Origin of the sequence: Nonomuraea sp. NPDC049152, from assembly GCF_040648355.1 — a bacterium.
Taxonomy (GTDB): Bacteria; Actinomycetota; Actinomycetes; order Streptosporangiales; family Streptosporangiaceae; genus Nonomuraea.
In genome coordinates this window covers 16497-42263 of sequence record NZ_JBEZDO010000001.1, presented here as the reverse complement: position 1 = coordinate 42263, position 25767 = coordinate 16497, and the positions used below count along the sequence as shown (strand labels likewise).

Sequence of the window (25767 nt, the reverse complement as noted above, 5' to 3'; positions counted from 1 at the left end):
CGTCACTCCGTTCCGCGGCGGCGAGAGGACCGTCCCACCGCGACCCAGCCCAGCACGCCGCCGCAGACGACGAGGGCCAGCAGGATCGCGATGACGAGCGGTGCGAGGTTCTGGGAGGGGACGGCCCTGGCGGCCTCGCCCTGGAGGGGGGAAGCCGAGGGATCGGTGGGCAGGGCCTCGTCGGACTCGGCGTCGGCGGCCGGGTCCGCGGCGTCGCCCGAGTCGGTGTCGGCGGTATCGGCGTCGGTATCGGCGCGGCGGTCGTCTTCGGGGCCGGTCGAGCCGTCGGTCCCCTCGTGCGGGCCCCTGTCCGTGGTGAAGTCCACGCCGGCGACCGGCGCGTGCTTCGGGCACTCCAGCAGCGGTGCCATCTTCGGCGGCCCGATCGGGTTCTCGTACTCCTCGGCGGGCTGCGGACCGCCGGGAACGCTGAAGATGAATGTCGACCTGCCGTAGACGGTGCCGTCAGGGCGCTTGTCGCTGATGTCGTCGGTCAGGCTGAGCGCGGTCGGCACGACGCTGAGCAGGTGGTGGACGTCGCGTTCCGTCGCGGCGGAGAAGATCGGCCGGTGTGGCAGGCCCGCGGCGGTCAGCGCGCAGGAGAAGCCGGGTCTCGCCGTCCTGAGCAGGGTGTCGATCTGCCCGAACACGCCTGGCCCGTTGTCGAGGAAGGCGTACAGGTCCTTGCGCGACTCGCGCAGCGAGCCGGTCACCGTGGCCAGGTCGGTGATGCCCGCCGCCAGCTTGTCCCTGCGGCCGGCCAGCGTGCCGGTGAGCTGGGTCAGCTGCACCGCCAGCTCGTCGAGCGTCTTGGAGTTGTCGGCGAGGGTGTCGGTCAGGTTGTGGGCGTCGTCGATGATGCTCCTGATCGCCGGGGCGCGGCCGTCCAACGCCACCGCCAGCTCGTGGGTGATCGTCTTGGCGTCCTTGGCGGGGACCGCGTTGAGCAGCTTGCCCACGCCCTCGAACAGCTTCTTGTAGTCGAGCGGCACGGTCGTCTTGGCCAGCGGGATCACATCGCCAGGCGCGAGCGAAGGGCCGCCCACGCCGGTCTCGGGCGGCGACAGCTCCACGTACGGCTCGCCGATGGCCGACTTGCGCCGCACCTCGGCCGTGCTGGCCTTGGGCAGCCTGATCTCCCTGTCGATGTCGAGCCCGACGACGATCTTGCCGGGCGCGAGCCGTACGTCGCCGATCTTGCCGACGCGGACGCCCAGGTAGGCGACGTCGAAGCCGCGCACCAGGCCAGGGGAGGAGACGAACTCGGCCGAGACCCTGTAGGGCTGGGTGATCGCGTCGAGTTTGATGATCGTGCTGAACGCCCAGATCGTCATCGCGACGCCGAGCAGCGCGAAGAAGACCAGGTTGAGGTAGATGCGGGGTCTCATCGCGGCGGCTCCCACAGCAGGCGGAAGTCGTCCTTGCGGTTGGGCTGCGGGCCGGGGTCGACGTTCGGCCTGTTCGGGACGACGCCCTTGTTCTTCGGCAGCAGCAGGCCCTTCAGCCAGATGTAGATGAGCACCTGGCCGTTGACCGTGATCGGCGGGAGGTCGATGTAGGCCTGCATCCTGGTGATCAGCGTCTTGAGGTCCTCCTTGCCGCGCAGCATCGAGGCGCTGATGGCGTCCACCTCGCGCAGCAGCGTACGCAGCCTGGCCGCGTGGCGCGGATAGACGGTGACATTCGCCTCCTTCGCCAGCTTCGTCAGCGCGACGATCGCCTTCTTGATGTGCTTGCGGCCGTGCTTGACCCTCTCGGTGGCGGCGGCGAGCGTGCCGGGGAGCCTGTCGAGCTCCTTGCTGCCCTTGGCGAGCTGGTCGCCGAGCTTGGCCAGGCCCTCGATGGTGGCCGCGATGTCGGCCCTCGCGGCCGCGTAGCTGTCGGTGACCTGCGCGGTCTGCCTGATCAGCTTGTTGACGTCGTCGCCCTTGCCCTCGAAGGCGGTGGAGGCGGCGTCGAGGATGGCGTTGACGTCCTGCGCGCCGAGCGCCTCGATCAGGGGGCCGGCCTTGGCGGTGACCTGCTCGATGTCGGGCTCGACGCTGGTGTCGGTGATCGTGGCGCCGCCGGGCAGGAAGGGGCCCGTGGTCAGGTCCTTGCCCTTGGGCAGGTTGAGCAGCACGTAGTTCTCGCCCAGGATCGAGGTCTTGGCCACCGTCGCGCTGGTGCCGACGGGCACCCGCTTGTCCTGCTGGATCGCCATCGTCACCTTGGCCCGGTAGCCGTCGAGCCGTACGTCGGTGACGGTGCCGACCCTGACGTCGGAGATCTGCACGCTGTGGCCCACCACCAGGCTCTGCACGTCGGAGAACGTCGCCGACAGCGTCAGCTCGCCCTGCGTCGCGCCGACCGTCTGCAATGTGCACCCCGAGGTGGTCAGGGCCAGGGCGAGCGCGGCGTGTCCGACTCTCATCGTTTCCCCCGCTCGTAGGGGCAGTTGCTCAGGCCGCCCGGCAGGCAGTTCAGCTTGGGCAGGTTGAGCGAGTCGAACAGGGGCGCCAGCCAGGCCCTGGTCATGGCGTTGAGCACGACGCGGATCTTGAGGACGTGCTGGTCCCTGTCCCAGGCGTCGATGATCACGTCGGCGAAGTCGGCGGCGCCCTTGATCGTCTGGGCCATCTGCTCGCTGTTGGCCCGCACGGTGAGGACCATCTCCGACAGGGTGGCGATGCCCTGGGGCAGGCGCTCCTGGTAGGCCTCGATGAGCACGTCGCCCCGCCGTACGAACTCGGCCATGCCGGAGATGAACCCGCGCAGCCTCTGGCGCTCCTCCGCCAGCGTGGCGCTGGCCTCCGCGAAGGCGTCGATCGTCTTGGTGACCTGGCCCTCGCGCTTGTTGAGGCTGGTGGCGAGCCTGTTGAGGCCCTTGGCCAGGTCGATGAGCTGCTCGTCCTGGGCGGCGAGCGTGTCGGTGAGCTCGGCGGTGTCGGCGAGCGCGTTGTTGATCGTCTTGCCGCGGCCCCTCACCCCGTCGGCCAGGTCGCCCGCCACGTCGCCGAGTTTGTCGGAGTCGAGGGCGTCGGTGAGCTTGGTGAAGGCGTCGAGGGCGTCGTCGATCTCCACGGGCAGGTCGGTGCGCTCGAGGGGGATGACCGCGCCCGAGGCGAGCTTCGGCTGCCCGGGCTTCCACGGGGGGTAGAGGACGACGTTGCGCTCGCCGAGGGTGTTCTGCGGGGCGACGACGGCCTTGACGTCGCGGGGGAGCGGGATCTCTGGGTAGACCGACATCTCCACGCGGACCTTGTCGCCCTCGATGGTGATCTTCTCGACGGTGCCCGCGTCGAGGCCCATCACCTTGACCCTGGCCTGCTCGTAGAGGCTGGGGGCCTTGGAGAAGATCGCGGTGAGATGGTAGGGGGAGGGGCCGAAGAGCGAGCAGCCGCCGGTGGCGGCGAGCATGACGACGATCACGAGCGCCGCGATCCCGCGTCGCGCGAGGGTCCTGTTCTCCGCGGTGCCGGGGGTCATCGGTCGTTCTTCCTGTCCTTGGCGATCGCGGCCAGCACCTCGGGGTTGATCGGCCCGAGGCCGGTGGCGATGGCCTCGATCCACGGCCCCTGGCCGCCCATCGTCGCCAGTCCCGCGAACGTCGGCCCCGCCCACCCCAGCACCGAGTTGAACTTCTCCCTGCTCCCCGTCAGCTTCGTGGTGATCGCGCTGGTGTTCTCGAGGGTGTCCACCAGGCTCTTCTCGTGCTCCACGATCAGCTTGGTGGTGCTGGAGACCAGGGCGCTGCCGTCACCCAGCAGCGTGCGCAGCTCGGCCCTTCGCGCGCGCAGCTCGTCGAGCATGATCTCGATGGCGTCGATGAGCCGCCCGATCTGCTTGTCCTTCTTCTCGAGGACGTCCATGATCTTGGTGCCGTTGTCGAGCAGCTTCCGCAGGTCGGGCTGGCTCTTGCTGATGGTGTCCGACAGGTCGCCGATGTTCTTCAGCAGTCGCGTCACCCGCCCCCGCTTGGCCAGGTCGACCTTGCCCAGCTCGGTGAGCAGGTTGTCGACCGCCTCGGTGTCGAGCTTGTCCACCAGCCTGGTCGCGTCCTTGAGCGCGTCGTTGATCAGGACGGGGGTGCCCGTGCGCTCGACGGGGACCGTCCGCTGCGCCTCGGGCAGCTCGTCGATGTACGGCTCCGCCACCGGGCCCGTCAGCTTCACGTAGCGCCCGCCGAGCAGGTTGGACAGCGTGATGTCGGCCCTGGTGTTCCTGCCGAGCCGTACGTCGTCGTCCACCTTCCAGGTGACCACCACGTGGCCCTGGGAGTAGTCGGGCCGCACCTCGGTCACCTCGCCCACGCGCACTCCCGCCACCCGCACGTCGTTGCCCGTCTTCAGGCCGCCGGAGTCGACGAAGATCCCCGACATGTAGTAGCCGCCCTCGAAGAGGCCGAGCGTGCCGACCAGGAACGTGCCGACGAACAGCGAGCCGAGGACGGCCAGGGAGACGAGCCCGACGACGATCTTGTTCCTGTCGCGGAACGACTTCAGCGCCATCAGTCACCCACCATGAGCCTGCGCAGGTCCTTGGAGCTCTGGATCTTCAGGCTCTCCCGCAGCGGCGGCGGCGAGTCCATGGGGTAGGGGCAGGGCGAGGGGCCGAGCGCCAGGCACGGCACCGCGGAGATGAAGTAGTGGCCGCGGTTGACGCTGGAGTAGGCCCGGGTGAACAGCGGCTGGATGGTGTTCACCGTCCTGTCGACCTTGCCCACGTTGCGGCGGATTCCGGCGGTGAGCCTGGCCAGGCTGTCGGTGACCGCGCCGAGCTCCTCCGCGTTCTTGCCGAGCACCTCGTTGGAGACGTGGAAGGTCGTCGACAACTCCACCAGCGACGCGTCGATCAGCTCGCGGTTGTCGGCGAACGACTCCGACAGCGTGACCAGGTTGTCGACCAGCGTGGCGATCTGCTTGTCGCGCTTGGCCACCACGCCGGTGACGGTCGCGTAGTCCTTGAGCAACTGGCGGATGAGCTCCTTGCGCTGGTTGACCGTGCCGGTGATGTCGTTGACGTTGTCGAGCAGGCGGGGAATGTTCTTGTCGTTGCCCTTCAGCGCCTTGCCCGCGGCGGTGAGCAACTGGTTGATCTGCTCGGGGTCCAGGCTTCTGGTGAGCGGGCCGAGGTCGCCGACCAGCTCGCCGATGTCGACGACGGAGGCGGTGCGGGCGATGCGGGCGCCGGGCGCGAGCTTGTCGGGGGCGGTGCCGGGCAGGAGATAGACCACGCGCTGCCCGACGGCGTTGCGCCACCTGATGGCGGCCTCGCTGTCGGAGGGGATCCGCACCGCCTCCTGGACCTCCAGCGTCACCTCCGCCCTGCCGTTCACGACCTTGATGGTCCGCACCTGGCCGACGGGAGCACCCGCGATCTTGACCTGGTCGCCCTCCTGCAGCCCGGAGACATCGTCGAAGGTGGCGACCAGCGGGTAGCCCGCCCCCGTGCTGATCCTGGCGATCTGTACGGCGAGCAGGACGATCAGCGAGGCGGTGACCGCGAAGAACAGGCCGAAGCGCAGGAGGGTCCAGCGGCGGACGACGCGTTCCCTGGAGACGGCCATCTCAGCGCCTCCCGTCGGTCGGACCGCAGGAGCCCACGATCAGCTCGCAGATGTCGGTCGCGACGAACGCCTCCACCTGGAGCTGGCGGTTGCCGTCGGGACCAGGGGCCTCGATCAGCTTGTTGAGCAGGTCGACCAGCCTGGTCACGCCGCGCACGCCGTCGCCGGCCAGCCCGAGCTGGGCGTAGATGAGGGCGGCCACGCGCTCGGCCGAGTGCACGCCCTCGCGCAGGTCCTGCCGGTGCTTGCGCAGGCCGTGGGCGCTGAGCTCGGAGACGTCGGAGATCTGGTCGAGCAGGACGCGTACCTTCTCGGCCCGCTCCAGCAGTCCGGGAGTGATGGTGTTGACGTCGGAGCCGATCGAGACGATCTCGTCGCCCTTGTCGGCGAGGCTGCCCGACAGCGCGGCCGCGTCGCGCAGGAACGTCCTGGCCCGCTCGCGATGCTTGTGCGCGAGACCGACGACGGTGCCCGCGTCGTCGATGAGCTCGCGCATCGTTTCGCCCTTGCCCTCCAGGCCCTTGGCGATCGTGTGCACGATGACCGTGACCTCGCGGGGATCCACCGCGTCCAGGCCCCTGTAGGCGGCGCCGAGCGAGTCGGACAGGTCCAGCGGCTCCTCCGTGTCGGTGATCACCGCGTCCGCCCCGAGATAGGGGCCGCGCGCCTCGCCCGAGCCGAGCCGCAGGTCGACGAACTTGGGACCGAACACCGAGGTCGGCTCGATGGAGGCGACCGTGGTCTGCGGCAGCCGCACCCCCGGCTGGATGTGCATGGTGACGACGGCCTGGCCCCTGCCGTTCAGATCGACCGCGGTCACGTCGCCCACGGTGATGCCGCGGATCTTGACGGGGGAGTTGGTGTCCATGCCCTGTCCCGCGCGGCCGAACACCGCCTGGATCCTGGTGCCGCTGACCTCGGTGACGCCGCGCACGAGGAAGAACCCCGCCGCGACCAGGACCAGGACCAGGACGGTCGCCACGGCCATGCGGGCCGGCAGGGACAGCTCGTTTCGGCCCATGGCTCACCCCGTCAGCTTCACGCCGCTGCCGTCCCCCCAGAACAGGAACGACAGCAACAGGTTGAGCAGGACGATCGTGACGATCGACTGGCGGATCGCGCGCCCGGCGGCCACACCCACGCCGACCGGGCCGCCCGTGGCGTAGAAGCCGTAGTAGCAGTGGATGACGATGACCACGAAGGCGAAGACCGCGACCTTGATCACGCTGTAGACGATGTCGCTCACCGGCAGGCCGATGTAGAAGTAGTAGTCGTAGACGCCCGGCGCCATCCCGAACAGCACCGTGCACATCAGCCGGGTGGCGAAGAAACTGGCGAACAGCGCGATCAGGTAGATCGGCAGCAACGCGATCAGGGCGGCCACCACGCGGGTGCAGATGAGGTAGGTGAAGGCGTTGATGCCCATCACCTCCAGGGCGTCGATCTCCTCCGAGATCCGCATCGCGCCGAGCTCCGCGGTGAACGACGAGCCCACCTGCGCCGCCAGGGCGACCGCCGCGATGATCGGGGTGATCTCGCGGACGTTGGCGAAGCTGCCGACCAGGCCCATGAACGACTCGGCGCCGATCGCCTGCAGGCCCTGGTAGCCCTGCAGGCCGACGGTGGCGCCGACGACGAAGGCCATCGTGAACACCACGAAGATCATGCCGCCGCCGATGACGGTCGCGCCGACGCCCACGACCACGTCGCTGACCTGGCGCAGGACGACCTTGAAGTACTTCAGGCGCAGGATCACGTCGCGGACGGAGTAGAAGAGCACCTTCCAGATGAACAGCGGCCAGTCGGCCAGGCGCGCGAAGCGCTCGCCCACCTCCCTGCCTGCCCCGGCCAGGCGCAGGCCCGCCGTACGGGTGACCATCACAGCACCTTCGGGGGGAAGGCGAGGAAGTAGATCGCGGTGATCACGTAGTTCATCGCGAAGACCAGCATGAACGTGACGACGGTGGCCTTGTTGACCGCCCGCCCCACGCCGACGGGGCTGGTGGCGCAGGTCATGCCCATGTAGCAGGACACCGCGGCGGCGATGAAGCCGAACACCCACGCCTTGAACAGCGTCACGATCAGGTCGGTCGTCACCACCAGCGACAGGGCGCCGTCGAAGTACGCCCCTGGGGTGACGCCCTGGACGATCACGTTGAAGAAGTAGCCGCCCGCCGCGCCCGCCACGATCACCAGCGGGGCCAGGCAGACCGCGACCGTGCTGGCGGCCCACATGCGCGGCGTGACCAGGCGGTGGATCGGGTTGACCGCCATGACCTCCATCGCGGCGAGCTCGTCGCGGATGTGGCGGGCGCCGATGTCGGAGGTCATGGCGCTGCCTCCGGCGCCCGCGATGAGCAGGGCGCTGGCCATCGGCGCCACCTCGCGCACCAGGCCGACGAAGACCGCGCTGCCGGTGGCGGAGGAGGCGCCCAGCTGCCAGGCCAGCTCACCCACCTGCAGCGCGACGGTGGCGCCGAGGGGGAGCGAGACCAGCAGCACGGGGACGCTGGTCACCCTGGCCAGGAACCAGCACTGGGCGATGAACTCCCACCACCACGTCTTGACGTCCCAGGTACGGCGCAGGCCCTCGAGGACGATCACGAACAGCTCGCCCACCTGGCCCAGCACGCTTCCGGCCTTACGGCCCACGTACCCGGTCAGCGCCATGACCACCTCGGGAGGCTCGACTATGGATCAGTCACCTTACTGACGGGTAGTCCAGTAAGTCGATGCTTCCATCGGAATTTGAGGAAAAGGTATGAGACGCAGCTCACAGGTTGTCAGCCCACCACGAAATGTGACTGCTCCGTGACCTTCGGGTGGAAAATCATGATCAGTCGGTGCGGGAGCGGACGTTCGCCGTGAACGTGGCCTCGTCGGCCGAGCTGATCCGGCCGGCCCTTCCCGCGCTGCGGCGGTCGCGCGGCAATGTGGTGCTGGTCAACGCCTCGCCGGGGATGCGGGCCGTGCCGGGAGGCCCGCGGGAAAGCAGAAGGCCCGGCCGTGTGAAACGGCCGGGCCTTCTCGCGAGTAGCGGGGACAGGATTTGAACCTGCGACCTTTGGGTTATGAGCCCAACGAGCTACCGAGCTGCTCTACCCCGCGTCGACATGCATAAGACTAGCAGCTCCGCGAGGTGCTCACGCCCGCTCGGTCACAGGGGGCGTGCGGGAGGTCAGCCGAGCAGTGTGGCCATCCAGCCCTCGACCTCGTCGGGGTGGCGGGGGAGCGCGGCCGACATCAGCCTGGCGCCGTCGGCGGTGACGACCAGGTCGTCCTCGATGCGCACGCCGATGCCGCGGAACTCCTCCGGCAGCGTCAGGTCGTCGGCCTGCAGGTAGAGGCCCGGCTCGACGGTCAGGACCTGGCCCTCCTCCAGCACGCCGTCCAGGTAGGCCTCGGCCCTGGCCTTCGCGCAGTCGTGGACGTCGAGGCCGAGCATGTGGCCGCTGCTGCAGACCGTGTAGCGGCGGTAGAGGCCGCTTTCCATCAGGCTGTCCGGCGAGTCCTTCAGGACGCCCCACGCGTGCAGCCCCTCGCAGATGACCCGCATCGCCGCCAGGTGGAAGTCGCGGAAGCGCGCGCCAGGGCGCAGCGTGTCGATGGCCGCGCTCTGCGCCTCGTAGACCAGCTCGTAGACCTGCCGCTGGACCGGCGAGAAGCGACCAGACAGCGGCAGCGTCCTGGTGATGTCGGCGGTGTAGAGCGAGTCGGTCTCGATGCCCGCGTCCAGCAGCAGCAGGTCGCGCTCGTCCAGCCTGCCGTCGTTGCGGATCCAGTGCAGCACGTTGGCGTGCGCGCCCGAGGCGACGATGCTGTCGTAGCCGACCGCGTTGCCCTCCAGACGCGAGCGCAGGCCGAAGATCCCCTCCAGGTACCGCTCGCCGCGCGTCTCGCCGAGGGCGGCCGGTACGGCCCGCACCACGTCCTCGAACCCTCGGGTGGTCGCGTCCACGGCGAACTGCAGCTCGGCGACCTCCCACTCGTCCTTGACCAGCCGCATCTCCGACAGGAACCGCTCCAGCTCCGCGTCGCCCTCGCCCGGCGCGACCCTCGCGTCCACGGAGGCGTCCACCCCGCGCAGCACCCTCGCGGGCCCGTCGAGCGACAGCTGCCCGATGTGCGCGCACTCCACCTGGTAGAGGTTCTGCGCCTCCGCCAGATCGGGGCGGCGGCCGACCCAGAACTCGCCGTAGCGCCTGTCGCGGTAGAACTCCTGGCTGCCCGCCCGCGGTGAGCGCGGGCGCAGGTAGAGCACCGCCTCGCCGGTCGGCTCGATCACCAGCACGTCGTCGGGCTCGGCGTCACCCGTCAGGTAGGCGAAGGCGCTGTGCGTCCTGAACCGGTAGTCGCTGTCGTTGCTGCGCACCTTCAGCGAGCCCGAGGGGATGACGAGCCGCTCGCCGGGGAACCGGGCGGCGAGCGCGGCCCGCCGTTTGGCCGCCCACGGCGCGACGGGAAGCGGTTCCAGGCCGGTGTGGCGGGTGTCGGCCCAGCCCGTCTCCATGAAGGCGGCCAGTTCGTCGGTGATGGGCAGATCGTGGCTGCCGGTGTTGAGCTTCTCGGACATGGCGGATCCCTGGGGCTAGGAGGTGGTATTTCACATGGTATGGCTGTCGGCCCTCCAGCACCCTACGGGAAAATCAACCAGGCTCGTGATTGGCCCGCGTGCGCCGAGGGGAGAGTCATGGATACCTACAGCCGAGGTGGTGATCCATGCTGATCGGAACGATCTTGCGAAGCAAGGGATCGGATGTGGCGACGGTACGGCCGGACGCCACGGTGCGAGAACTGCTGGCCAGACTGGCCGAGCACAACATCGGCGCGGTCGTGGTCTGTGAAGACGACTCGGTGATCGCCGGGATCGTGTCCGAACGTGACGTCGTGCGCAGGCTCAACGACACGGGCCCCGCGATCCTGGATGCGCCGGTCTCGCAGATCATGACCGCCGAGGTGCGCACCTGCCAGATCGACGCCAATGTCGACGAGTTGCGCAGGACGATGACCACCCACCGGATCAGGCACGTGCCCGTGATCGACGCGGGCCGTCTGGTCGGGATCGTGAGCATCGGAGACGTGGTGAAGAGCACCATCGACCAGCTCGAAACGGAGAAGGCGTCACTCGTCGACTACCTGCACCGCTGACCGGAGGCGGGGGACATGGCACGCTTGTCCCCGTGACGTACGGCCACCCCCCGCCACCGCGCGCGTCGAACAGCCCGACGCTGATCCTGCTCGCCTCGGGGCTGACCGGGATCCTGGGCTTCCTCATCGGCTTCTTCGCCGGGATCGGATCGTCCGAGCCCGCGGCGGCGCCGTACTCCGCGCCGGAGATGACCGTGACCATGGAGAGCCCGACGGAGACGCCGACGCCCACGGGCCCCTCGACGGGCGCCTCCGCCGGGGTGACCGACGGCGGTTTCAGGGCCACCCCTCCGGCAGACGGCGGCTCCACGACGCAGGTGAGCCGGCCTCCCGCGGCGAGCCAGCCGCCCGCCGCCACCCCGACCGCCGGCCAGCAGCCCACCTCGGGTGGCTCTCCGCAAGGCAGCGGGCTCCAGGTGGTCGGCACCGACATCCAGCCCGGTACGTACAAGACCGAGGGCCCGGCGCCCGGCCAGCCGATGTGCTACTGGGCGCGGCTGAAGGGAACGGGAGGCGACCCCGGAGACGTGATCACCAGCGGGCTGCCCACCGGACCGGCGACCGTCACGATCGAGGCAACCGACAAGGCCTTCCAAAGCGGGGGCTGTGGACCATGGGTGAGGCTGTGAAACTCAAGCTCGACCTGCACGACATCTTCAACAAGGGCGACCAGATCGACAGGGCGCTGCGCGGGATCATCGACGAGGCCATCCGCAAGCGGGCCACCGAGGTGGAGATCATTCCCGGCAAGGGGAGCGGGCAGCTCAAGAAGAAGGTGCTGCGCTTCCTCGACCAGAAGGAGATCAAGGCGCTCTACCACCGCATCGACAAGGACGCCAAGAACCACGGAAGGCTGTTCGTGTACTTCAAGCACAAGTGACAGCCCAGCCTTCACTCCGGATACCGGCCTCGCAACCCGTGAGCGCGAGGCCGTCCAGGCAGGGCCCGCGCGCCGGACGACCTGCCGGGAGGCGTCTCAGGCGTGGGCGGCGCCCAGCAGGATCGCGCCGTACTGGATGGCCACCAGGTCGTGGATCGGGATCGTCTTCTCCGAGCCCGCCGCCTCGGCCTCCGCGCACCACTTGGCGTAGGTGGCGGCCAGGGCGGCGGTGCGCGAGCGGATGGTCGGGGTGGCGTTGCCCACGGCCAGCTCGCCGTCCAGCGCTCGCAGCAGCATGCCGCCGAACCGCAGCCTGACGCTGTTGAGCAGGTCGCGGCAGGAGGCCACCTCGGCCACCGTCGCGGGCCTGTCGTTCTCCGGCGCGCCCGCGCGCTGCTCGTCGGTGGCGGCGATGCCGGCGAGCATGGGGATGAAGGACCTGCTGGCCGACAGGAACGGCGAGCGGGTGACCAGGTCGGCCGAGACCGCGGCCATGATCTCGTCGAGCGCGGCGAAGGTGTCGCGCACGTCCGCGCCCCTGCGCAGCACCAGGTCGCGATAGAGGGTGTCGGTCGGCGTGGTGTCGGCCGCCGTGGCGTCGGTCCAGTAGGGGACCTCGGCGATGAGGCCGAGCGTGCCGTACTTCTTGATGTAGGAGTCGCTGGCCGCGCCGGTCAGGTGCTCGGTGGGGTCCTGGCCCAGGCCCTCCAGGTAGTCGTAGTAGTCCTCCATGGCGGGCGCCAGGTAGACGGCCTGTTCCAGCTCGCGGACCGAGGGGTGCTCGGGCTCGCCCGCGTGCAGGGGCACGCCGTACCTGCCGGGCAGCTCCTTCAGCGCCGCCTGGAGCGAGGGGAGGGGCCTGGTGAGGTAGTAGAAGGCGCCGCCGGCCTCGGCGTTGTGCAGGGTGGTGAAGAAGGCGGGCCTGGTGTCGTCGATGAGCCGCATGAGCGCCAGCGTCTCCGGCAGCACCCTGTCGAAGTAGGCGCGCTTGTAGGAGAAGGGGAAGGTCCACTCCACCTGCTCGTCGGCGGCGGGACGGTAGAAGTGCCTGCCGTAGTGGGCCTTGGTGAAGGGGCCCGCGAACCAGCCCTCGTTGAGCCTGGTGCCGTCGGGGTCGAGGCAGCCGATCAGGTGCCAGGTGAAGCCCGTCGACTCGCGGAAGCCCCGATCGGCGCAGAGGCGCGCGGCCAGGTGCGTCACGGTGAGGCCGCCGATGGGCTCGTTCGGGTGCGGTCCCGCGGCGACGACGGCGTGGCGCGGTCCTTCGCCCACGGTCAGGCAGAGCAGCGGATCGCCCAGGCGCGAGGTGCCGACGCGGCGCAGCCCGGCGACGCCGGGGTGGTCGGCGGCCAGTCTGGTCAGGCACTCGTGAACCTCGTCCACGGTGGCGAATCGGTCGTATTCCGGCACGGAGTGGAGTTCGTCGAGCACACCCCAGTATGCCGATAAATGGGCGAAATGCACCCTAGGAGATCGCGGCTCCCACGAGGGCGCCGATGCCGTATGTCACGGCGGCCGCGGCCGTGCCGAGGACGAGCTGGCGCGCCCCTCCGAACAGTGGCGACCTGGTCGTGAGGCGGGCGACCAGCGCGCCGGTGGCGAACAGCGCGAGCCCGGTGAGCGCGATCGCCACCAGCACCGAGGACAGGCCGAACAGGAACGGCAGCACCGGGATCAGCGCGCCGATCGCGAAGGCCAGGAACGACGATCCCGCCGCCACCCACGGCGAGGGCAGGTCGTCGGGGTCGACACCGAGCTCCTCGCGCGCGTGCACCCGCCACGCCACCTCGCCGTCCTGGTGGAGCTGTCCCGCCACCTGCCTGGCCAGTTCGGGCGTCAGCCCGCGCGACTCGAAGACCAGTGCCAGCTCCCGCTCCTCGGCCTCGGGGTTGCGGGCGATCTCCATACGCTCGACGGCGATCTCGGCCATGGTCAGCTCCCGCTGGGAGGCGACGGAGGTGTACTCGCCGGTCGCCATCGAGAACGCGCCCGCGGCCAGCCCCGCCAGCCCGGCGATCGCGACGGCCGTCGTCGAGGCGCCGCCCCCGACCACGCCGGCCAGAAGTGCGGAGTTGGATACCAGCCCGTCCATTACGCCGAAGACCGCGGGCCTGAGCCAGCCGCCCGTGACGTCGCGGTGGTGCCGGTGCAGTTCCGCAGTCACCACATACCCCCATTTGTAACATTTGTTGCGAAGTAGCAGATGCTTCTGGACATGCTCGGCACATGTCAATGGGCAGGAACCGGGGAGGGGGGAATGATGCGAGCATCGAGCTGGAGACCGTGGTGCGGCTCGGGCTGCCGATGGTGGTCGTGGTCTACGACGACGAGGCCTACGGGGCCGAGGTGCACCACTTCGGGCCCTCGGGGCATCCGCTCGACACCGTCCCCTTCCCGGCCGCCGACCTGGCGGAGATCGCCAGAGGGTACGGCTGCGCGGCGGTGACCGTGAGGGAGCGGGGCGACCTGGCCGCGGTGACCACGTGGCTGGAAGGGCCGAGAGACCGTCCGCTGCTCGTCCACGCCAAGGTCAGCCGGCGGCGCGGGTCGTGGTGGCTGGAGGAGGCGTTCAGGGGACACTGACGTTCGGGGCGCCGGCCGGCTTGGGGCGGTTGCGAGGTCAGAGCTTGCGGTAGATCCAGGCGTCCTCGGCGGCGGCCAGCACCTGGGAGAGGGGCGCCCCGGTCGCCGCGCACACGGCCGCGGCGATCGCGCCCTCGACGAACGGCACGTCGGCCAGCACCACCTGGCCCGGCTCCTCCACGAGCTTCGCGGTCAGCACGGAGCTGCCCAGGTCGGGAACGAGGAGCACGCCCGCGCCGCCGTCCACCTCGACCACGGCCTGCTCGATGAGGTCGAGGCTGGTGCCGAGCTCGCCGTCCTCGGTACCTCCCGCCCCCGCCACCACGGCCTCGGGCCCGGCGATCCGCCTGGCCAGCGCCGCCGCCTCGGCCGCCAGGGCGGCGCTGTGCGAGACCAGGACGATTCCCACCATGCCGCTCATGCCCGCCTCCGGATATCGCGAGACCACCCGCAGCCTCTCATTCCCGCACCGGCCGAGCCGCAAGTCCGTCCCGCCGGACCACCGACCCCACCGGACCGCCGAACCCGGGTGGTGGTCAAGGGCGGAGGGCGGAGAGGAGGAGGGCGGCGGAGGCGGCGCCAGGGTCCTCGTGGCCGATGCTGCGCGGGCCGAGATAGCTCGCCCTGCCCTTGCGGGCCTGCAGGGGAATCGTCGCCTTCGCTCCCTCGGCCGCCGCCGTCGCCGCCCGCTCGAGCGCGTCCTCGGGCTTCACGCGCTCCTGAGCCGCCGCCGACAGCGCGCGGGACGCGGGCGCCAGCGCGTCGACCATCGTCTTGTCGCCCTCCGCCGCCTTGCCGAGCCGCTTGACCGCTTCGACCCCCGCCGCGAAGGCCGCGGCCAGGTCGTCGAGCGACACCTCCCTCGCGTCGCCGAACGACTTGCCGAGCTGGCGGAACAGCGTGCCGTACAGGGGGCCGGACGCGCCGCCGACCCTGCGGATCAGCGTGGTGCCCACCAGGGTGAGGAGCTGGCCGGGGGTCTCCTGCGGGGTCTCGGTCATCGCCTGCCGTACCGAGGTGAAGCCGCGGTCGAGGTTCGTGCCGTGGTCGGCGTCGCCGATGGCGGCGTCGAGTCTGGTCAGCACGTCGCGGTTGACCGCGAGCACGCGGACGATCTCCTGGATCCACGCGGTGAAGAACGCGACGTCCATCAGCGCCCCCAGCGCAGCGCGGGCGTCTGCACGGGCGCGTCCCACAGCCGCGTGAGCTCGGCGTCGAGCCTGCACACGGTGACCGAGAAGCCCTGCATGTCGAGGCTCGTGACGTAGTTGCCGACGAGCGAGCGGGCCACGCGCGCGCCTTTCGCCCTGACATAGCGCTCGATCTCGGCGAAGGCGACGTACAGCTCGATCAGCGGGGTGCCGCCCATGCCGTTCACCATGACGAGCAGGTCGCCCGCCAGCGGCAGGTCGCCGTGGATCGCGTCCATGGCGACGGCGGCCAGTTCGCGCGCGGGGGCCAGGTCGGCGCGGGAGCGTCCAGGCTCGCCGTGGATGCCGATGCCCAGCTCGACCTGCGTCTCGGGCAGGTCGAACGTGGGCTTGCCGGCGGCGGGCACGGTGCAGGAGGTGAGCGCGATGCCGAACGATCTGCTGCGTGCCACGACCGCCCCCGCGACCCTGGTCGTCTCCGCCAGCGGGGCGCCGCTCTCCGCCAGCGCCCCCGCGATCTTCTCCACAAACAGTGTGGCGCCGGTGCCCCTGCGTCCCGCGGTGTAGAGGGAGTCCTGGACGGCCACGTCGTCGTCGACGACGACGCTGGACACCGTCACGCCCTCATCCGCGCAGAGCTCGGCGGCCATCTCGAAGTTCATGACGTCGCCGGTGTAGTTCTTGATGACGTGGAGCACGCCGGCCCCGCCGTCGACGCGCCTGGTCGCCTCGATGACCTGATCGGGCACCGGCGAGGTGAAGATCTCGCCGGGGCACGCGGCGTCGAGCATGCCGTGGCCGACGAAGCCCGCGTGCAGCGGCTCGTGCCCCGAGCCGCCGCCGGAGACCAGCGCCACCTTGCCCGCGCGGGGGGCGTCCGCCCGCCAGACGACCCGCCCCTCCACGTCGACCCGCAGCGCGGGGTGGGCCGCGGCCAGCCCCTCCAGCGCGTCGGCCACCACGGACTCGGCGTTGTTGATGAGCTTCTTCACGCGCACCCTCCTGCCCGTTCCACGCTGACCCCTTTTCCTGTTTACGCCTGGATACGGGCCGAAGCGCCTCTTAACCGTAATCTTGACGTGGAGTTCAGATGTCTGTCCAGGAGTGTCTGACTTGGGCTCGCTCCCCAGATCATGGTTCTGACCTGGTCGGACGTCCGAGAGGGTCGGTGGGTGTCGAGTGATGACCGGATGCGGACACCGGACCGAGCGAGCTGCCGGTGGCGCGGGCGTGGTCACCGCGGCGGCCGGGCGGCTGACAGCCGCGGGCGGCAGGCGGGTGGAGGTGTTCGCCGGCCACCACGTGGTCATGGCCGATCCCGAGGGCGACGCGTTCCTCCTGTGCTGAGCGCTCGGTGAGTGCGTTACCTTCTGCACATGGCTGAGATCGTGTATCCGCCGGTGATCGCCACCGCGCGTACCCTCTTTCGGATCATGGACTACCGCTTCCACATGGAGGGGACCGAGCACATTCCGCGCACCGGCGGGGCGGTGCTGGTCAGCAACCACATCAGCTATCTCGACTTCATCTTCGCCGGCCTGGCCGCGCTGCCGTCCAAGCGGCTGGTGCGCTTCATGGCGAAGGACGACGTCTTCAAGCACCGCATCTCGGGTCCCCTCATGCGCGGCATGCACCACATCCCCGTCGACCGCGGCGCGGGCGCGGGCTCCTACGCCACCGCGCTGCGTATGCTGAAGGGGGGCGAGATCGTCGGCGTGTTCGCCGAGGCGACGATCAGCCGCTCCTTCACCGTGAAGGACATCAAGAACGGCGCCATCCGCATGGCGCAGGCCACCAAGGTGCCGATGATCCCGGTGGCGCTGTGGGGCAGCCAGCGGCTGTGGACCAAGGGCAGGCCCAAGCAGCTCACCCAGCGCCACGTGCCGCTCACGATCCTGGTGGGCGAGCCGATGTACCCCAAGCGCGGCGACGACATGGGCGAGCTGACCACGCGACTGCACGGCAACCTGTCGGAGCTGGTCGACAGGGCGCAACGGACCTATCCCGAGATACCGGCCGGCGTGTGGTGGCAGCCCGCCCATCTCGGCGGCACCGCCCCCACGCCCGAGGAGGCCGCGGCCATGGACGCCGCCGAGGCCGAGCGCCGCGGCAAGGACGAGGGCTGACGATCTTCTGGGAGGCTGTCTGCCAGCCGTACCAAAAGGGGTCGAATGTTTGGGATCGTCCGTCCTTGCCGCCATGTGTTGTGCGGTGGGCTGTTCAAACAGTGGCTGGCGCACCTGTGCGGGCTGTGCCTGGCCCTGCGCGACGAGCACGGCCACGCCTCCAGGCTGGTGACGAACTACGACGGGCTGCTGGTCTCGGTCCTGACCGAGGCGCAGACCACCGCCGCCGCCCCGCGCAGGCGCGCGGGGGCGTGCGCGCTACGCGGGTTCAAGGGCGCGGACGTCGTCGAGGCCCAGGGGGTACGGCTGGCGGCGTCGGTCTCGCTGGTCCTGGCGGCGGGCAAGGTGCGCGACCACGTCGCCGACGGTGACGGCGTCTACCGTCGGCGGCTGGTCGCCGCGGCCGCCGGGCGCGTCGCCGCCCGATGGTCATCGGCAGGATCCCGTACGGCGGACGCGCTCGGCTTCGATCCTGAGCCGCTCACACTGGCGGTGGAGGAGCAGACCAGGCTGGAGCGCGTCCCTGGCCTCACGCTGCTGGAGCTGACGGCGCCGACCGAGGCCGCCGTGGCCGCCGCGTTCGCGCACACGGCGGTGCTGGCCGGCAAGCCCCGCAACACGCAGGCGCTGGAGGAGGCGGGCCGCTTCTTCGGCCGCCTGGCCCACCTGATCGACGCGGTGGAGGACCTGTCCCGCGACCGCGCCCGCGGCGTCTACAACCCGCTCATCGCCACGGGAACGGACCTGGCGAGCGCCAGGCGCCACTGCGACGACGCCCTGTTAGGCCTCAGTCTCGCCGTCGACGAGCTCGACCTGGAACGTCGCGGCCTGGTGCGGGCCCTGCTCGTCAAGGAGCTCGGTCACTCGGTCACCCGCGCCTTCTCCGAGGCCGAACCGGACAGCCCCGAACGCACCACGCAGCGGCCGCCCGATCCCGGAGGGCTGCTGTCGCTGGCGTGCACGACGCTGAGCTGCTGCACCTGCGGCCTGTACCGGCCCGAATGGGACGAGGAACACCACAAGAGTTGCTGCTCGCGGCTCGACTGCAGCGGCTGCGAAGCCTGCGGCAACTGCGACTGCTCCTGCTGCGGCGGCTGTTGCGGTGACGGGTGCTGCTGCGACGGCTGCTCCTGCGACTGCTGAAACCGGCGCGGCCGGGTCGTCACATGGCTTCCTGGAAGCTGCCGGGCGCGCGGACGCCGGCGAGCATGCCCGCCGCGCGTTCAGGGGAGGGACGGCGGTCGGGGTCGTGGTGGAGCAGGCCCTCGATGAGCGGGCGCAGCATCCCCGCCCTGCGCGGCCGGGGGAAGCCGCCCTGGCGGAGCAGGTCGAGCACGCTGGCGGCGTCCTTGCCCGGGTACGGCGGCCGCCCCTCGACGGCGCTGTAGAGGGTCGCGCCGAACGACCACATGTCGCCCTGCTTGGTGGCCATGCCGCCGGAGAGCCGTTCGGGCGCCATGAAGGCGGGCGTGCCACGCAGGCCGCCCGAGCGGGTGGAGTTCAGGTCGGCCTCGGCGGTGGCGATGCCGAAGTCGGTCAGGACGACCCTGTCGCCGGTCAGCATGACGTTGGCGGGTTTGACGTCGCGATGCAGCACGCCCGACTTGTGGGCGTGGCGCAGCGCACCCAGCAGATGGCGGCCGAGGCCCGCGACGGACGTGTCCGGCAGGGTGCCGACCTGGGAGAGCAGATCGTGGAGGGACAGGCCCTCCAGGTACTCCATGACGATCCAGAGCCGCCCCTGCTCCTCGACGAGGTCGTGGACGGTGACGATACTCGGATGGGTCAGCCGCGCCGCCAGCCTGGCCTCGCGCAGCACGCGCCTGCGCACCGCCTCGGCCTCGCCGACCAACGTCAGCTCCTTCAGCGCCACCTCACGGTGCAGAAGCTGGTCGAACGCGCGCCATACCACGCCCATCCCGCCACGGCCCGCCTGCTGGCCAAGCCGGTATCGCCCGCCGATCTCCCGCATGTCATCCCCTCGTCGCTAGGGGTAATGATGTCAAATGATCGCGAAGGATATGCCGCCTCGGCTGATCTAGATATATGCGTGTTTATAGGGGCGCAGGTCAGAGCGGTAAGAACATTGACTCCGAGTCCCAGATCACTTTCCCCGACGGGTCGAGCAGGACCGCCTCGCCGTCGTCGCGCAGCACCAGTTCGGCGCCCGGCACGCCTGCCGTACCGGATCGGAAGGAGATCAGGTGGCGTCTGCGGTCGCGGGCCGCGCGGTAGACCACCAGCGTGCCCTCCGGCTGGAGGAGGCAGACGCTGCCGCGCTGGGGGGAGGACATCCTGGCGCGGCGGCGGGGCGCGCCGTCGGAGAAGAGGGTCAGCACGCCCTTGTCGGTGACCTCAAGCGAGTGCCGGCCGTTGGGGGAGCGGATGGGGAAGCCCTGCTCGATGGACTCGAAGCTTCTGATCCTGTTGTAGGAGGCCTGCCTGATCTCGGTGCCGGTGCACGGCGACCATACCGGCCTGCCGTCGGGACCGTAGATCACGAGGTTGCCGTCGTCGTGCAGGACGAGGGAGGAGCCTGCGGGGTGGCGGAAGGCGGGCTCGGGCCACACGGCGCCCGCCGCGTTCCTGACGCCGAGTGAGCGGTCGCGGTCCATGGTGAGCTTCCCGCCGGGAATCCAGTGGTCGGTGGCCCACAGCGGCTTGCCGTTCTTGTCGCTCGGCAGCGTGCCCTGGTCGTAGAGGACGAGGTTGCCGTCGGTCTGATACTCCAGCTTGAACTCCCTCCAGCCCTGCGCGGTCGTGCGCGACAGGATCCGGTCACCGGGATTCATCGACTCGCCTGACTTGAGTACGCGGGTGCGCTCGGCCATACCACTCAGACAGCCACAGGTTCGGCCTGGCGGGCAAGGGCTCGGGCGGCGACGGGCATGGCCATGAGGCAGAGGGCGACCGCGCCCACGAAGACGACGGGCAGGCCCGCGACGCCGCCGACGAGCCCGCCGAGCGCCGCGCCGAGCGGGTTGCCGCCCATCCCGATGAGCCGGTAGGCGGAGTTGACCCTGCCGAGCAGCTCCTCGGGGATGATCCGCTGGCGGTAGGAGACGACCAGGACGTTGCCCGCCGCGCTGGTGGCGCCGAGCAGGACGCCGGTGACGTAGACGGAGGGGGCGGTGGGGAAGAGCACGGGCAGCAGCAGGGTGAGGCTGTTGACGGTCCAGAAGGTGACCAGCGTCCTGCTCTCGCCGAACCTGCGGGCGAGCCGGTCGGCGAGCAGCGAGCCCGCGATGGCGCCGACCGCCAGGACCGTCATGACCATGCCGTACTGGCTCGCGCTCATGCCGATCGCCGACCCTTCGCCGACCGCCCACAGGACGAAGACCGACAGGTAGGCGGAGCTGCACATGTTCATCACGCCCGCCGCGACGGCCAGGTCGCGGACCGTGCGGTTGCGCACCAGGTAGCGCAGGCCCGTGGCGATGTCCCTGCGCAGGGGCGCGGTGGAGACGGTGGCGGGCCGGTAGCCGCCGCGCATGCCGAGCAGGAACAGCCCCGCGGCGGCGTAGAGCAGCGCGGGCGCGCCGAACAGGGCCATCGGCGCGAGTGCGACGAGGAATCCGGCCACGGGCGCGCCCACGAAGTTGTTGCCGATCGTCTGCGCCGCGACGATGCGGCCGTTGGCCCTGCCGAGCGACTCCTTGTCCACGGTCATCGGCAGCACGCTCTGCGCGGAGGTGTCGTTGAAGACCTCGCACGCCCCTGCCACCAGCAGGATGGCCAGCAGGAGCGGCAGGCTCAGCGCGTCCATGGCCACGGCGGCGGCCGTACCGGCCAGGGCGAGGGCGCGGACGAGGGCGGTGATCACCATGATCCTGCGGCGGTCGCCCCTGTCGGCGATGGCACCGGCGTGCAGCGCCAGCAGCAGCCACGGCAGCGTGGTGGCGACCCCGGCCATCGACACCAGGGTGGGGTCGCGGGTCAACGTGATCGCCAGCAGCGGGGCGCCGGTCAGCAGCACACCGTCGGCCAGGTTCGACGAGGTGGTGGAGGCGAGCAGGTATCTGAAGGAGCGTCCCACGGTCTATCCTTTTATGCGTAGGAAGTTGTGCACAGGTTTCTTTGCAAAGATAAGGCTGCACACTGTGGAACGCAAGACCGTCAGAGAGCTGGACGCCCAAGCGCTCAAGGCGTTCACGCATCCGGTCAGGATGCGGCTGTACGAACTGCTCGAGGAGTACGGCGCCGCGACCGCCACCATGCTGGCCGAGCGCATCGAGGAGAACACCGGCGTGACCAGCTACCACCTGCGACAGCTGGCCAGGCACGGGCTCATCGTGGAGGTGCCGGAGAAGGCCAGGGGCAAGGAGCGGTGGTGGCGCGCGGCCGGGTTCAGCACCGACACCGACAGGTTCCGCAAGGATCCCGAGACGGCCGAGGCCGCCGAGGTGCTCATGGCGGGCCTGGTCCGCCAGCGGCACGGCGAACTGGCCCGCTGGGTCGAGGAGTCGAGGACCGCCTCGCGCGAGTGGATCGACGCGACCACGCATACCAGGCGCAACCTGCGGCTGAGCAGGGAAAGCCTGGCCGAGCTCGGCAGGCGGGTCAGCGAGCTGCTCGACTCCTACGAGAGCGAGGAGGAGGGTGAGCGCGTCGTCGTCCACTTCGACGCCTTCCCGCTGGGCCCGCCGGCGGGCCGGGAGGAAGGCTAGCCGGGTCGCGCCACTCGCGTCCCGGCCCACTGGTCAGCCGGTCGGCTCGGGACGCCGACGCCGCTTGATGGGTCAGCCGGCCGGCTCGGGACGCCGACGCCACCGCTCGGTGTAGAGCCGGCGGGTCGGCGCATGGCCGGGCGGCGGCTCGGCGTGTACGGCACGCAGCCCGTCCACGGCGATGGCGACCAGCCGCGCGCGGGCCCCGGCGGCCTCGTCGAGCAGGTCGTCGCGGCCCTGCCTGCGAAGCTGGTCGAGCAGGGGTGAGGTGCCGAGCTGCTCGACGAGCAGCGAGACGTCCACGGCGGTGACGCCTGGCCGCAGCGCGCCCGCCTCGCGGGCCCTGGCGACGAGCGCGTCGAGCAGCTCGTCGCCCCTGTCGCTCTTGGCCCGCATCTTTTCCGTCACCTCGATGGCGCCGGCGATCGGGCTCAGCGACCCCTGACCGAACTCGACGCACGCGGTGATGAAGGCCGCCAGCCCCTCCCACGGGTCGTCGGCGGCGAGGCCCCGCTCCGCGGCCGCGTTCCAATGGTCGAGGGAGAGCGCGGACAGCCGCTGGAACAGCTCGTCCTTGGTGCGGTAGCGCCGGTAGAGGCTGCCGATCCCGACCCCCGCGCGGGCCGCGATCGCCGCGACGGAGGCGTGGGCGCCGTCGGCGGCCAGGACCTCCCTGGCCGCCTGGAGCAGCGCCCGGTCGTTGCGTTCCGCCTCGGCCTGCCGCCTGCCGCGGGGTCTGCTGTCGGTCATGGCGCCAGCGTAGTACGATTCGCGGAGCGGTTCACTCCGGTCGACGCTCCCCTTCCAGCAGGTCGCCGAGGCGAGTCAAGGGGCCCCGGCCTGTCAGAGCCCCACGAGCCCGGCCGGCCTGACGTCGGCCAGGTAGGCGTCGAGGTCCGGGACGTCGGGCGCCAGCATGTGGCGGGCGAAGGCGCTGCGCTCGTGCTCCAACGGCGGCAACTCCCACACGCAGCCGATCCACGGCCGCTCCAGGGTCACGAAGTTCGCCGGGTTCTCGTCAGGGCAGCCGATCACGGGCTGGCCGGCGGCCGCGGTGTGGATCTCGATCACGTTGTCCCACACCCACGTGTAGACCAGCAGGTACGCGCCGCTGTCGCCGCCCCTGTGCGGCACGGTCCAGCCCGCGAGCGAGTCGGCGGCAGGCGCGGGAGCCAGCCGCGGAGCGTACGCGTAGGCGGCCTTCTCCACCTCGGGCTCGATCTCGTGCCCCTCACGGTCGACGTGATAGCGCTTGTACGGCCTGCCGCCGAGCGTGATCGGGGCCAGCGAGCGCAGGTTCTTCTCGATGAAAGCCATGACCCGGACGATAAGGACAGCCCACTGACATCTATTGTCAGTGGATGCGAGCCTCCCGCCTCCTCTCGGTCCTCCTCCTGCTCCAGACGCGCGGCAGGATGACCGCGCGGCAGCTCGCCGACGAGCTCGGCGTCAGCGTCCGCACCGTCTACCGCGATGTCGAGGCACTGCACGCCGCAGGCGTCCCCCTGTACGGCGAGGCGGGCCACGAGGGCGGCTACCGGCTCGTCGACGGCTACCGCACGCGGCTGACCGGGCTGACGGAGAAGGAGGCGCAGGCGCTGTTCCTGGCGGGACTGCCGGGACCGGCCTCCGATCTCGGCCTCGGCGCGCTGGCCGCGGCGGCCGAGCTCAAAATCGAGGCGGCGCTGCCTCCCGACCTGCGCGAGGGGTCGCGGCACGTGCGCGACCACTTCCACCTCGACGCGCCAGGCTGGTACCACGACGGCGACCAGGTGCCGCACCTGCCCGCCCTGGCCGGCGCCGTATGGAACCAGCTCGTCATCGCCGTCCGCTACCGGCGCTGGCGGGAGCCGTACGAGGTGGAGCGCACGCTGGAGCCGTACGGGCTGGTACTGAAGGCGGGGAAGTGGTACCTCGTCGCGCGCAGCGGCGAGGATCTGCGGACCTACCGCGTCAACCAGATCCTCGCCATGGAGGTGACCGAGCGGACTTTCGACCGGCCCGAGGGGTTCGACCTGGCCGCCCACTGGCGCGGGCACCTGAAGGACTTCCGCGCCCGGCTCGTCCAGGGCCACGCCGTCGTACGGCTGTCGCCCGCCGGCATCGGGCGGGCAGGCGAGGTGATGAGCTCGGCGGTCGTCGACGCGATCGCCCACGGCGTGAAGGGCGAGGACGGCTGGGTCACCGCCACCGTCCCGATCGAGTCGCTGACCCACGCGCAGACCGAGTTCCTGAAGCTGGGCGCGGAGGCGGAGGTGCTGGAGCCCGCCGCCCTCAGGGACAAGCTGATCGCGACGGCCCGCGGCTTGGCCGCGCTGTACCTGTCGTAGCTCAGCCTCCCGAGGACGGGTGGCTCACTCCTCCTCGCGCGTCAGCTCGCGCCTGCGGCGCAGCAGCGCCGCCCGCCTGACATGAGCGCGTACCGTCACCACGGCCGACACCGCGACGAAGGCGGCCCCGATCCCCGCGGCCAGGAGCAGACCCGTGCCCCGCTGGACGGCCGCCGTCACCGTGACGACGGTCATCACCGTGGAGGCGGCCAGCGCGAGCCAGCCTGCGATCACCCTGTCGAGCGCGAACAACGGCGCCCGCCGCGTGACCGCCCACCCGCCGTAACAGGCCCAGGCGAGGCAGAACGCCAGGAAGACTGCGAAGGCCGCCTGCGTACGTCCGGGCAACGGCCCGGGCTCCGTCGCCCAGAGCAGCCCCACGAAGGCCGCCCCCACCAGTCCCGACACCAAAGGCACCGCGCCGAGCACGCGCCGCCACGGCGACAGCGAGGGCGAGAGCCGTCCCATCAGTTCGTCCGCCGACATCCGAGGCTCCTCGTTCATGGCTGGAATCCCTTCTCCACGAGGTGGTCACGTAACAGCCGACGGGCCCTGCTGAGCCTGGACTTCACCGTGCCGGAGGGGACCGCGCAGATCTCCGCGCACTCACGCAGCGAAAGGTCCTCCAGGTAGTACAGGACGAGGATCTCCCGCTCCAGCACCGGCAGCGCCGACAACCCCGCGACCAGCTCGGCGCGGTCCACGACGGCGGTGACGACGTCCTCGGCGGGCGGTTCCTCATCCGAGGGCGTCTCCGCCCTGCCGTACTCCTCCCTCAGCCGGTCGGTCACGGCCCGCCTGGCGATCGTGAACAGCCAGGGGGTGAACCTGGCGGGCTCCTTCAGCCTGGGAAGGCCCCTGAAGACGGCCAGCCACACCTCCTGGGTCACGTCGTCGGCCCTTTCCGCGTCGAGCATGCGCCGCACATACGTCCACACCGGCACATGCCAGGCCCGCACCAGCTCGGCGAACGCCTCTCGTTCGCCGAGCTGGCAACGAAGCACCAACAGCTCGTCGGTCATCTCGTTCTCCCGTCACCCGTCACCCAGAGCAGTCGGAGAACAGGGCCTCCTGGTTCATGGTCGTCCCGAGATTCTCAGTGAAGCCGCTCGGCCAGGAAGGGGATGGGACCCACATGGTCGGCAGGTGGGCGACGAGCACGGCGGCGCGGCCCTGTCCCCGTCCGCCGAAGGACGGCAGGACCCCGCCCGCGCGGACGGTCACCGCGAACCCGTCACTCCAACCGTGGACCTTGGTCAGCGCGGTGGCGATCGCCCGCCGCACCGCGGTCAACACGGGGACCTGGAGAGGGTTCACGTGAGAAGCCCGGCCAC

General features: G+C 70.5%; 31 protein-coding genes and 1 tRNA gene. 9 read left to right on the top strand and 23 right to left on the bottom strand.

Translation table 11 applies throughout. The features are described 5' to 3' along the window. Positions 1–2: 2 nt before the first annotated feature. From AB0B45_RS00245 to AB0B45_RS00200, 10 genes are all read right to left on the bottom strand, one after another. Positions 3–1388, bottom strand: a complete 1386-nt coding sequence (locus AB0B45_RS00245) for an MCE family protein (RefSeq protein ID WP_358123218.1) — start codon at positions 1386–1388, stop codon at positions 3–5. Continuing rightward, positions 1385–2413, bottom strand: a complete 1029-nt coding sequence (locus tag AB0B45_RS00240) for an MlaD family protein (protein ID WP_358123216.1) — start codon at positions 2411–2413, stop codon at positions 1385–1387. Before AB0B45_RS00240 ends, AB0B45_RS00245 begins: the two co-directional genes overlap by 4 nt. Continuing rightward, on the bottom strand, positions 2410–3468 hold the full coding sequence (locus tag AB0B45_RS00235) for an MCE family protein (RefSeq protein ID WP_358123214.1): 1059 nt from the start codon (positions 3466–3468) through the stop codon (positions 2410–2412). The genes AB0B45_RS00240 and AB0B45_RS00235 overlap by 4 nt, the downstream gene beginning before the upstream one ends. Continuing rightward, positions 3465–4490 carry an MlaD family protein gene (locus tag AB0B45_RS00230; protein WP_358123212.1) on the bottom strand — a complete coding sequence of 342 codons (1026 nt, stop codon included), beginning with the start codon at positions 4488–4490 and terminating at the stop codon, positions 3465–3467. The genes AB0B45_RS00235 and AB0B45_RS00230 overlap by 4 nt, the downstream gene beginning before the upstream one ends. Beyond that, the gene (locus tag AB0B45_RS00225) at positions 4490–5548 is read right to left on the bottom strand and encodes an MlaD family protein (RefSeq protein ID WP_358123210.1); all 1059 of its coding nucleotides are present in this window, start codon (positions 5546–5548) and stop codon (positions 4490–4492) included. The genes AB0B45_RS00230 and AB0B45_RS00225 overlap by 1 nt, the downstream gene beginning before the upstream one ends. Position 5549: 1 nt before the next feature. Then, positions 5550–6569, bottom strand: a complete 1020-nt coding sequence (locus AB0B45_RS00220) for an MCE family protein (RefSeq protein WP_358123208.1) — start codon at positions 6567–6569, stop codon at positions 5550–5552. Between the two features lie 3 nt (positions 6570–6572). Beyond that, on the bottom strand, positions 6573–7427 hold the full coding sequence (locus AB0B45_RS00215) for an ABC transporter permease (RefSeq protein WP_358123206.1): 855 nt from the start codon (positions 7425–7427) through the stop codon (positions 6573–6575). Then, on the bottom strand, positions 7427–8218 hold the full coding sequence (locus AB0B45_RS00210) for an ABC transporter permease (RefSeq protein WP_358123204.1): 792 nt from the start codon (positions 8216–8218) through the stop codon (positions 7427–7429). The genes AB0B45_RS00215 and AB0B45_RS00210 overlap by 1 nt, the downstream gene beginning before the upstream one ends. A gap of 364 nt (positions 8219–8582) precedes the next feature. Then, positions 8583–8656 (bottom strand) — tRNA-Met (locus AB0B45_RS00205). A gap of 70 nt (positions 8657–8726) precedes the next feature. Beyond that, the gene (locus AB0B45_RS00200) at positions 8727–10121 is read right to left on the bottom strand and encodes an aminopeptidase P family protein (RefSeq protein WP_358123202.1); all 1395 of its coding nucleotides are present in this window, start codon (positions 10119–10121) and stop codon (positions 8727–8729) included. A 146-nt stretch (positions 10122–10267) separates the two neighbouring features. Here AB0B45_RS00200 and AB0B45_RS00195 point away from each other — a divergent pair, with 146 nt between their 5' ends. The 3 genes from AB0B45_RS00195 to AB0B45_RS00185 are packed head-to-tail and all read left to right on the top strand — an operon-like array spanning position 10268 to position 11576. Then, positions 10268–10696 (top strand): CBS domain-containing protein, encoded by a 429-nt coding sequence (locus tag AB0B45_RS00195; RefSeq protein WP_358123200.1) that lies wholly within the window; start codon positions 10268–10270, stop codon positions 10694–10696. 32 nt (positions 10697–10728) lie between these two features. Next, on the top strand, positions 10729–11325 hold the full coding sequence (locus tag AB0B45_RS00190; protein ID WP_358123198.1) for a hypothetical protein: 597 nt from the start codon (positions 10729–10731) through the stop codon (positions 11323–11325). Further along, on the top strand, positions 11322–11576 hold the full coding sequence (locus AB0B45_RS00185; protein WP_358123196.1) for a Smr/MutS family protein: 255 nt from the start codon (positions 11322–11324) through the stop codon (positions 11574–11576). Before AB0B45_RS00190 ends, AB0B45_RS00185 begins: the two co-directional genes overlap by 4 nt. A 96-nt stretch (positions 11577–11672) precedes the next feature. Here the strand turns inward: AB0B45_RS00185 and AB0B45_RS00180 are convergent, their stop codons facing one another. Beyond that, positions 11673–13007: a M14 family zinc carboxypeptidase gene (locus AB0B45_RS00180; protein ID WP_358123194.1), complete on the bottom strand. Its 1335-nt coding sequence runs from the start codon at positions 13005–13007 to the stop codon at positions 11673–11675. Between the two features lie 34 nt (positions 13008–13041). Next, positions 13042–13740, bottom strand: coding sequence for a VIT1/CCC1 transporter family protein (locus AB0B45_RS00175; RefSeq protein ID WP_358123192.1), 699 nt, complete (start codon positions 13738–13740; stop codon positions 13042–13044). Between the two features lie 62 nt (positions 13741–13802). Between AB0B45_RS00175 and AB0B45_RS00170 the strand changes: the two genes are divergently transcribed. Further along, positions 13803–14159, top strand: coding sequence for a thiamine pyrophosphate-dependent enzyme (locus AB0B45_RS00170; RefSeq protein WP_358123190.1), 357 nt, complete (start codon positions 13803–13805; stop codon positions 14157–14159). Between the two features lie 37 nt (positions 14160–14196). Here the strand turns inward: AB0B45_RS00170 and AB0B45_RS00165 are convergent, their stop codons facing one another. The 3 genes from AB0B45_RS00165 to dhaK form a co-directional block, all read right to left on the bottom strand. Next, positions 14197–14580, bottom strand: coding sequence for a phosphoenolpyruvate--protein phosphotransferase (locus AB0B45_RS00165; RefSeq protein WP_358123188.1), 384 nt, complete (start codon positions 14578–14580; stop codon positions 14197–14199). 115 nt (positions 14581–14695) lie between these two features. Beyond that, entirely contained in the window at positions 14696–15310 is a 615-nt protein-coding gene (gene dhaL, locus AB0B45_RS00160; RefSeq protein WP_358123186.1) for a dihydroxyacetone kinase subunit DhaL, read from the bottom strand. After that, on the bottom strand, positions 15310–16302 hold the full coding sequence (dhaK, locus tag AB0B45_RS00155; protein WP_358123184.1) for a dihydroxyacetone kinase subunit DhaK: 993 nt from the start codon (positions 16300–16302) through the stop codon (positions 15310–15312). The genes dhaL and dhaK overlap by 1 nt, the downstream gene beginning before the upstream one ends. 190 nt (positions 16303–16492) lie before the next feature. Between dhaK and AB0B45_RS00150 the strand changes: the two genes are divergently transcribed. The 3 genes from AB0B45_RS00150 to AB0B45_RS00140 are packed head-to-tail and all read left to right on the top strand — an operon-like array spanning position 16493 to position 18579. Beyond that, a complete protein-coding gene (locus tag AB0B45_RS00150) occupies positions 16493–16657 on the top strand; it encodes a VOC family protein (protein WP_358123182.1) in 165 nt (54 codons plus the stop codon). A gap of 29 nt (positions 16658–16686) precedes the next feature. Continuing rightward, on the top strand, positions 16687–17436 hold the full coding sequence (locus tag AB0B45_RS00145) for a lysophospholipid acyltransferase family protein (RefSeq protein WP_358123180.1): 750 nt from the start codon (positions 16687–16689) through the stop codon (positions 17434–17436). Between the two features lie 45 nt (positions 17437–17481). Beyond that, on the top strand, positions 17482–18579 hold the full coding sequence (locus AB0B45_RS00140) for a DUF5685 family protein (protein WP_358123178.1): 1098 nt from the start codon (positions 17482–17484) through the stop codon (positions 18577–18579). Between the two features lie 19 nt (positions 18580–18598). Here AB0B45_RS00140 and AB0B45_RS00135 read toward each other — a convergent pair whose 3' ends face one another. The 3 genes from AB0B45_RS00135 to AB0B45_RS00125 all read right to left on the bottom strand — a co-directional run bounded on the left by AB0B45_RS00135 (position 18599) and on the right by AB0B45_RS00125 (position 21472). Further along, the gene (locus AB0B45_RS00135; protein ID WP_358123176.1) at positions 18599–19408 is read right to left on the bottom strand and encodes a serine/threonine-protein kinase; all 810 of its coding nucleotides are present in this window, start codon (positions 19406–19408) and stop codon (positions 18599–18601) included. 97 nt (positions 19409–19505) lie between these two features. After that, the gene (locus AB0B45_RS00130) at positions 19506–20267 is read right to left on the bottom strand and encodes a hypothetical protein (protein ID WP_358123174.1); all 762 of its coding nucleotides are present in this window, start codon (positions 20265–20267) and stop codon (positions 19506–19508) included. A gap of 5 nt (positions 20268–20272) precedes the next feature. Then, positions 20273–21472 (bottom strand): MFS transporter, encoded by a 1200-nt coding sequence (locus AB0B45_RS00125; RefSeq protein ID WP_358123172.1) that lies wholly within the window; start codon positions 21470–21472, stop codon positions 20273–20275. Positions 21473–21536: 64 nt separating this feature from the next. Between AB0B45_RS00125 and AB0B45_RS00120 the strand changes: the two genes are divergently transcribed. Beyond that, positions 21537–22103: a helix-turn-helix domain-containing protein gene (locus AB0B45_RS00120; RefSeq protein WP_358123170.1), complete on the top strand. Its 567-nt coding sequence runs from the start codon at positions 21537–21539 to the stop codon at positions 22101–22103. Between the two features lie 72 nt (positions 22104–22175). On the opposite strand, the gene AB0B45_RS00115 is transcribed toward AB0B45_RS00120, so the two are convergent. Further along, positions 22176–22853, bottom strand: a complete 678-nt coding sequence (locus tag AB0B45_RS00115) for a TetR family transcriptional regulator (protein ID WP_358123168.1) — start codon at positions 22851–22853, stop codon at positions 22176–22178. Between the two features lie 93 nt (positions 22854–22946). After that, positions 22947–23420 (bottom strand): hypothetical protein, encoded by a 474-nt coding sequence (locus AB0B45_RS00110; RefSeq protein WP_358123166.1) that lies wholly within the window; start codon positions 23418–23420, stop codon positions 22947–22949. A gap of 44 nt (positions 23421–23464) precedes the next feature. Between AB0B45_RS00110 and AB0B45_RS00105 the strand changes: the two genes are divergently transcribed. Continuing rightward, positions 23465–24433 carry a WYL domain-containing protein gene (locus AB0B45_RS00105; RefSeq protein ID WP_358123164.1) on the top strand — a complete coding sequence of 323 codons (969 nt, stop codon included), beginning with the start codon at positions 23465–23467 and terminating at the stop codon, positions 24431–24433. A 24-nt stretch (positions 24434–24457) separates the two neighbouring features. Here AB0B45_RS00105 and AB0B45_RS00100 read toward each other — a convergent pair whose 3' ends face one another. The 3 genes from AB0B45_RS00100 to AB0B45_RS00090 are packed head-to-tail and all read right to left on the bottom strand — an operon-like array spanning position 24458 to position 25750. Next, complete coding sequence (locus AB0B45_RS00100) at positions 24458–24937, bottom strand: hypothetical protein (protein ID WP_358123162.1); 480 nt, start codon at positions 24935–24937, stop codon at positions 24458–24460. After that, entirely contained in the window at positions 24934–25455 is a 522-nt protein-coding gene (locus AB0B45_RS00095) for a sigma-70 family RNA polymerase sigma factor (RefSeq protein ID WP_358123160.1), read from the bottom strand. Before AB0B45_RS00095 ends, AB0B45_RS00100 begins: the two co-directional genes overlap by 4 nt. 19 nt (positions 25456–25474) lie before the next feature. After that, the gene (locus AB0B45_RS00090) at positions 25475–25750 is read right to left on the bottom strand and encodes a hypothetical protein (protein ID WP_358123158.1); all 276 of its coding nucleotides are present in this window, start codon (positions 25748–25750) and stop codon (positions 25475–25477) included. Positions 25751–25767 lie beyond the last annotated feature (17 nt).